Origin of the sequence: Pseudomonas sp. MF6767, from assembly GCF_016405475.1 — a bacterium.
GTDB classification, from domain to species: domain Bacteria; phylum Pseudomonadota; class Gammaproteobacteria; order Pseudomonadales; family Pseudomonadaceae; genus Aquipseudomonas; species Aquipseudomonas paracarnis.
Map to the genome: position 1 here is coordinate 1 of NZ_JAEKCY010000042.1, position 5,272 is coordinate 5,272.

10 protein-coding genes are annotated in these 5,272 nt (G+C 56.4%); 3 read left to right on the plus strand and 7 right to left on the minus strand.

Translation table 11 applies throughout. From position 1 onward, the window contains the following. The 7 genes from JFT58_RS29850 to JFT58_RS29880 all read right to left on the minus strand — a co-directional run. The coding region (locus JFT58_RS29850) for a replication protein P (protein ID WP_269837161.1) at positions 1–231 on the minus strand (231 nt) is incomplete at its 3' end. Further along, entirely contained in the window at positions 228–989 is a 762-nt protein-coding gene (locus JFT58_RS29855) for a DnaT-like ssDNA-binding domain-containing protein (RefSeq protein ID WP_198834866.1), read from the minus strand. The genes JFT58_RS29855 and JFT58_RS29850, both read right to left, overlap by 4 nt. Next, a complete protein-coding gene (locus JFT58_RS29860) occupies positions 989–1,309 on the minus strand; it encodes a hypothetical protein (RefSeq protein WP_198834867.1) in 321 nt (106 codons plus the stop codon). The genes JFT58_RS29855 and JFT58_RS29860 overlap by 1 nt, the downstream gene beginning before the upstream one ends. Further along, positions 1,306–2,154, minus strand: coding sequence for a phage antirepressor protein (locus JFT58_RS29865; protein WP_198834868.1), 849 nt, complete (start codon positions 2,152–2,154; stop codon positions 1,306–1,308). The genes JFT58_RS29860 and JFT58_RS29865 overlap by 4 nt, the downstream gene beginning before the upstream one ends. A 127-nt stretch (positions 2,155–2,281) precedes the next feature. Further along, the gene (locus tag JFT58_RS29870; RefSeq protein ID WP_042559998.1) at positions 2,282–2,470 is read right to left on the minus strand and encodes a hypothetical protein; all 189 of its coding nucleotides are present in this window, start codon (positions 2,468–2,470) and stop codon (positions 2,282–2,284) included. 18 nt (positions 2,471–2,488) lie between these two features. Then, positions 2,489–2,677: a hypothetical protein gene (locus JFT58_RS29875; protein WP_010568074.1), complete on the minus strand. Its 189-nt coding sequence runs from the start codon at positions 2,675–2,677 to the stop codon at positions 2,489–2,491. Between the two features lie 29 nt (positions 2,678–2,706). Next, positions 2,707–2,910, minus strand: coding sequence for a helix-turn-helix domain-containing protein (locus JFT58_RS29880; protein ID WP_198834869.1), 204 nt, complete (start codon positions 2,908–2,910; stop codon positions 2,707–2,709). Positions 2,911–3,009: 99 nt separating this feature from the next. Here JFT58_RS29880 and JFT58_RS29885 point away from each other — a divergent pair, with 99 nt between their 5' ends. The 3 genes from JFT58_RS29885 (at position 3,010) to JFT58_RS29895 (ending at position 5,047) form a co-directional block, all read left to right on the plus strand. Next, positions 3,010–3,666: a LexA family protein gene (locus tag JFT58_RS29885; RefSeq protein WP_198834870.1), complete on the plus strand. Its 657-nt coding sequence runs from the start codon at positions 3,010–3,012 to the stop codon at positions 3,664–3,666. Between the two features lie 57 nt (positions 3,667–3,723). Continuing rightward, positions 3,724–4,275: a hypothetical protein gene (locus JFT58_RS29890; protein ID WP_198834871.1), complete on the plus strand. Its 552-nt coding sequence runs from the start codon at positions 3,724–3,726 to the stop codon at positions 4,273–4,275. 628 nt (positions 4,276–4,903) lie between these two features. Continuing rightward, entirely contained in the window at positions 4,904–5,047 is a 144-nt protein-coding gene (locus JFT58_RS29895) for a hypothetical protein (protein ID WP_160049446.1), read from the plus strand. The last annotated feature ends 225 nt before the right edge of the window (positions 5,048–5,272 follow it).

The window sequence follows — 5,272 nt, forward strand, 5'->3', positions numbered from 1 at the left end:
CTCCAGAGTGCGGATGCCCTCGTCGGCAAACTCCTTGATCCATTCGGCCTTGGCGGAATCGAGCGCTTCGGTGGACGGCCATGCTTGGCGCCACGCCGGGAAGATCCCGCGCAGGCGGCGGAACAGGTCGTTCACCACCTCCGCCGTCTGCGGCGTTACCTGGAGCGGCTGAGCGTGAACGGCTGGCGGCAGGTTGCCCATGGTCGCCATCAGTTGGCTGGCTGGCTTCATGGGCTCACCACAAGGCCTTCGGCCCAGGCATTGCTGTCGAAGTCAGGCTCTGTGCTTGGGCGCGGCGTGAACTGCCTGACGTTCGACGCTGCTGCCCTATTCCGATCATTGAGCACCCACTTGACCAGCATCTGCACCCACTCGGCCTGGGTGTTCACCTGGCCCCGAGGTTCGTAGTGAGCAGTGAATGCTCGGCGCGCATCTTCGGTGAACAGGTCCAGCGCTACGCCTGAGTGAACCGAGTAGGTTTTCAGCAGCTTGTCGTCCGGGTGCCAGTCGAGGGTCATTTCGCTGGGCATGCGAGGGTCGACAGCTTCCCGCGCAGAGAGAGGGTTTTGATCTTCTCTTCTCTTCTCTTCTCTGGTCCGCATTTCGTCCGCATCACTTGCGGACATTTTGCGGACACTTCCCGACTTTCGTGCGGTGCGCTTCCTCTCATTGTCGTTCGCACGGCGCTTGGCGCTTGCCCCGTTGTGCTCGTCAAAGCGAGGCATTACAAGGCTTCCAGCCTCATCGATAGAAGCCCACTGCACGTCGATCATGGCCTGCGTGAACCCTGGCCAGCCGATCACAGCGTCCATCGCATTGCAGTCATAGCCCAGCAGCACGCCATCAGCAGAATGAGTGTCGAAGATGCTCCAAGCGACATGCAGTCCGCCAATCACCCGCAACCTGTCCGCTTTCAATGCGGACACAATGCGGAAAACTTTCGGGTGGGTTTGGAGGTCGATTCGCATTTTTATCCAGTCTCCGGCCATTACGCGGCCTCCTTGGTCTTGGCAGGCCGGTATGCGTTGAGAGCCCGCAACGCGGTGTGGTGACGGCGCTGGGCGTTGTACTCGGCCTTCTTGGCGGCGCGAACACGCTGGAACTGCGCCTCGGTGAAATCCATCACAGGGAGGAAGTCGTCGTTGTAGGGGTCGAACCTCCCATCAGGTCGGCCATGGGCTCGGAAGTAGGTGTCGTACAACGAGCGCAATTCAGCCTTGAGGGCCTTTTTAGTGGTCTGCGCCTGGAACAGCTCAAGGGCTGTCAGGGCTGCGCGCTCGATCAGTTGCTGGTAGGTAGGGGCTTTCATGCCAGGTCCTCCTCGGTCGCCTTGCAGTGGCAGAACTGGCCGTCCCACGTTTTCTTCATAGGGAGCTTCTGTGCCATGTAGAGGTCATGCAGGCGCTTTGCGCCCTCCTTGAGCAGGATCGGCGTGTACTTGGCGAAGGTGTCCATGCCCTCGTTCGAGATGTTGGTCACCTTCTCGGTGAGGTACTTGTCGCGGGCGATTGAGCCGACCCGGAACTTGACCGAGCGCTTCTCGTCTCGCTCCGAGTTGAATATCCACTTGCGGGCCAGTAGCGCGTTGTTGACCTGCTGGCAGTTCACGCCATTCAGGCGCTTGCAGAACTGCGTAGGGGTCATGCCCACCTGGAAGATGGATTCAAGGCTGGCGATCTTCTCGGCTTGCTGGTGATTCTCGATAGCGAGGGCGACGTTCTGCTCTTCAAGGTCGGCAGCCAGGCGCAGTGCATCAGCCCGCGTTTTAGGGACTGAAAAGACCCCGGAAGAAATAGACTCTTCAAGTGCTGTCATCTTGTCGAACACCAGAGCTTGAAGCTCATAGCTGTACGACATAGCCATCAGACAGGCTTCGCGTTTTGGGAAGGTGTAGATGCGACGAATTACCCGGCCGCCGCTACCATTGGCGTAGGAGTCAGTTCCCAAAAAATTGGGAGCTGCTTTCCCGATGACCCTAGGCACTTTCGCCATGAAGTGATCGTGACGAAGATCAGGCTGCCCGTCCTCTTTGGTTGAGTTGATGAAATCCACCAGCTCAAGACTGGTCATGGAAACTGTGCGCGCCACGTTTTGCGATTGCAGAAAACGTGGCGCGGATTCGTTAGTGTTGACGACTGATTGGGGAATAGGCATTATTCGCTCCAGAACTGATTTGTATGTGCTGCACGAAAAGCCACCATTGCCCGGTGGCTTTTTTGTGCGTCCGATTTACTGCTTGGTTGTTTCACTGGCAGATCCTCAATAGTCCCTGAGGGGCTAATCAGCCCTTTCGTCCTATGGAAGCGACGTTGCTCCGGCTCTTTGGTGGTCGCGTCATGCGATCCAGCGCCCGGTTCATGATTGTTGCGGCCATCTCTTCTGGTGTTACCCCGTTGCGTCTGGCCAATAGCTCCAGATCAGCGAGTCCCTGCCAGTCGAGCTGGATTTCCAGCGGTTTTCTTTCAGGCACAGGGCCTCCTGGGCCACTTCAGGCCACGTCAGTTTTCGCGTTAAGCTCTTCCATCATCTGGTTCAGGCCGCGCTCGAGGATTTCCCTGGCGAGTACTGCTTTCTGTGTGCGCTGAAAACGAGCCATCGCTGTCAGCAGGTCGTCGGCCACCTCGTCGAGACGGACCTTTGTGGGCTTGTCGTGCATGTGGCTTGGGTCGAAGTGCATTGTTTTGCTCCTTTGAGCATGCAAGGTGATTAGGCGGCTTGGATTTCGGTGTTCTTGGCGGCTTCTTCACGATCAGCCAGCAGCAGCTCAATGGCTTTGCCGGTTCCGTAGCCGACCATCGTCCCGCTTGCTGCGCGAGAGATCGTGGCCTGGGTGGTGCCGCAGTGTTCAGCCACTTCTGTCTGCGACAGCCCGAGCTGGAAAAGGCGATTCAACATCTCTTGAACTGTCATGACTGGAATCCTATGAGGTTTTGCATGGTAGATCATACGAATATGCATTACTCCATGCAATAGAATTCGCATACACACATTTGTATATTTTGGTGAGCAATGGATATCGCTGGGCGCCTTCGCGCAAAAATGGCCAATGCCGATCTGAACGAAACCCAGCTCGGAAAACGGTCTGGAGTTCCTCAGCCGACGATCAACCGAATACTCTCTGGAGAAAGCGCAAGCCCTCGCATGCCCACTATTGCCAAGCTCGCAAAAGCTCTGAGGGTCTCGCCAGAATGGCTCATGTATGGCACAGGCGAAGAAAAGTTTGACGCTAACGTTGAGTCCGCTACGGGCCCTAATCGCTACTATGAATATCCGGAGATCAGTTGGGTGCAGGCAGGAGTCGCGTGCGAAGCAATGGACCTGTTCAATGTTGGAGACTTCGAGGCCATGCACCCATCCGATGCATGGGCAGGCCCAAATGGATTCTGGCTAAAGGTTCGCGGTCCATCAATGACATCAAGCAACGGAACGAGCTTCAACGAGGGGATGCTCATCCTTGTGGCGCCTGGATGCGATGTAGAAAATGGCCATTATGTAGTCGCCAAATTAATTGATACCAACGAGGCGACCTTCAAGCAGTTCATATGGGACTCTGGAAAGGCGTACCTGAAGCCTCTGAACCCAGCATTCCCCACGGTAGAGATAGACGATACCTGGTCTGTAGTTGGTCGAGTGGTCGATGCTAAGTGGCCGCGCTCGGTTCTGTAGCTCGCACCAAAGCAGTCTATAATGCGCGCTCTACTACGAATTAATGGTGCGGGCCGCTTGATGAAGAATATCCCTCTGCTGGTCGCCCTCCTTTCACCTGGCGCAGCGCTGGCTGCCTCTTGCGATATGTCAGAGTTCCATGACATAGACCAGCAATATCTAAAGGCTGCTCCAGCCTGTATCGCCAGTGGCAACTATGCCAGCTCCGCTTGCTCCCGCATCGGCGAGCTCAACGCCAGATCAAATCAGGCTGCAGTCTCCGTGAAGGCTATGCGCTGCGACGACTCTGGCTATGTTGAAAGTCCTGACTTGGCGCCATTGAGGCTGCAGGTTATTTCACTGCAGCACGCCCAGGAAGGAAAGGCACGAGACCTTAAGCTGCCAGATAATGGTTCGGAAATCTGCACCAAGCTCATGGCAGATATCGCGCTCAAGTATGACCTGGTAAACCTTAAGCTGATCCCCAACAAAGCCGACGTTTCGTCCTTCTACCCAATCGTGCCGTGCTCATACGAGGCAATACGCCCCACAGTCAACGGGAATATCCCAGTGATCGTGCAGGCCCAACTCAATCAGTCTAATAGGCGATATCGAATCTCAATACGCTGATTCATTATTGAGTGACCCAGCCCGCCCCGAGCGGGCTTTTTTTTTACGCCCATGAAAAATATTATGCATAAACGTATTGACGTAAATTATGAGGATTCGTATAGTCACTCCATCGAGTCACCCAACAGGGACTCGCCAGGGCCTCAGGGCCTGACCGCTCTTTAACAACATGCGCAATACGAACAAAGACGGCACTGCCTCTACGGCGACCGGAGATCAGATAGCCCCGAAAGGCTACCAACGCGAGGACCACCTCGGCGGCTGACTAGAGCGAAATGCTCGAACCGAGTGAATGACCCGATACGCGGTGCCAACGGAAAACCAGCATCACCTCTGCCCATTCAATGAGTGGGCTTTGGGATGCGGACGAAACTGCGGCCTATAACCGCCCACCTGCATCACCGCAACACGCAGATGAATGCCCGGGCTGACGGGCAAGTGTAAGACCTGAGGGATCGCGGGAATCGTGGCCGATAGAGTGAGTAAGCGCCCAGATGGCCACGGCGAGTCCGAGAATAAGCGGCTGAAACCTTCGCCCCGGTGAAACTCCGGTGTCACTAAGGCCGCTAATAGTCGTGCCGGGATCAGCTCCGGTCATCTGCATCAACCACCTCAACCGGAGATCACCATGCTCCTACTGTTCCTGATCGGCGCAGCGCTCAGCCATGCGCGGCCAGAACCGCCAACTGATGACGGCCTGCCAACCGGTCCCTTGCGCTTCCATCGTGAGCGCTGGCGTTCCAGATCGGGGCTGTTGGCGTTCTGGCGCTGACGGTCCCGCCAAAAACTCACCCAGGCGTCACGTAGGGAGATCTATGTGTCGCACCGAAAGCCCGGGCAATGTTCGGGCTTTTTTACGCGCCTCTATTACGTCAGCACTCCTCCCCCGCGCCCATCGGCAACCAGCGGGAGGCATGAGTATTGACGAATACAGGTGAACCAACCACTGAGGAATCAGAAATGCGCCCAGTAATGACGATGGCCCCTATCTGGGAAG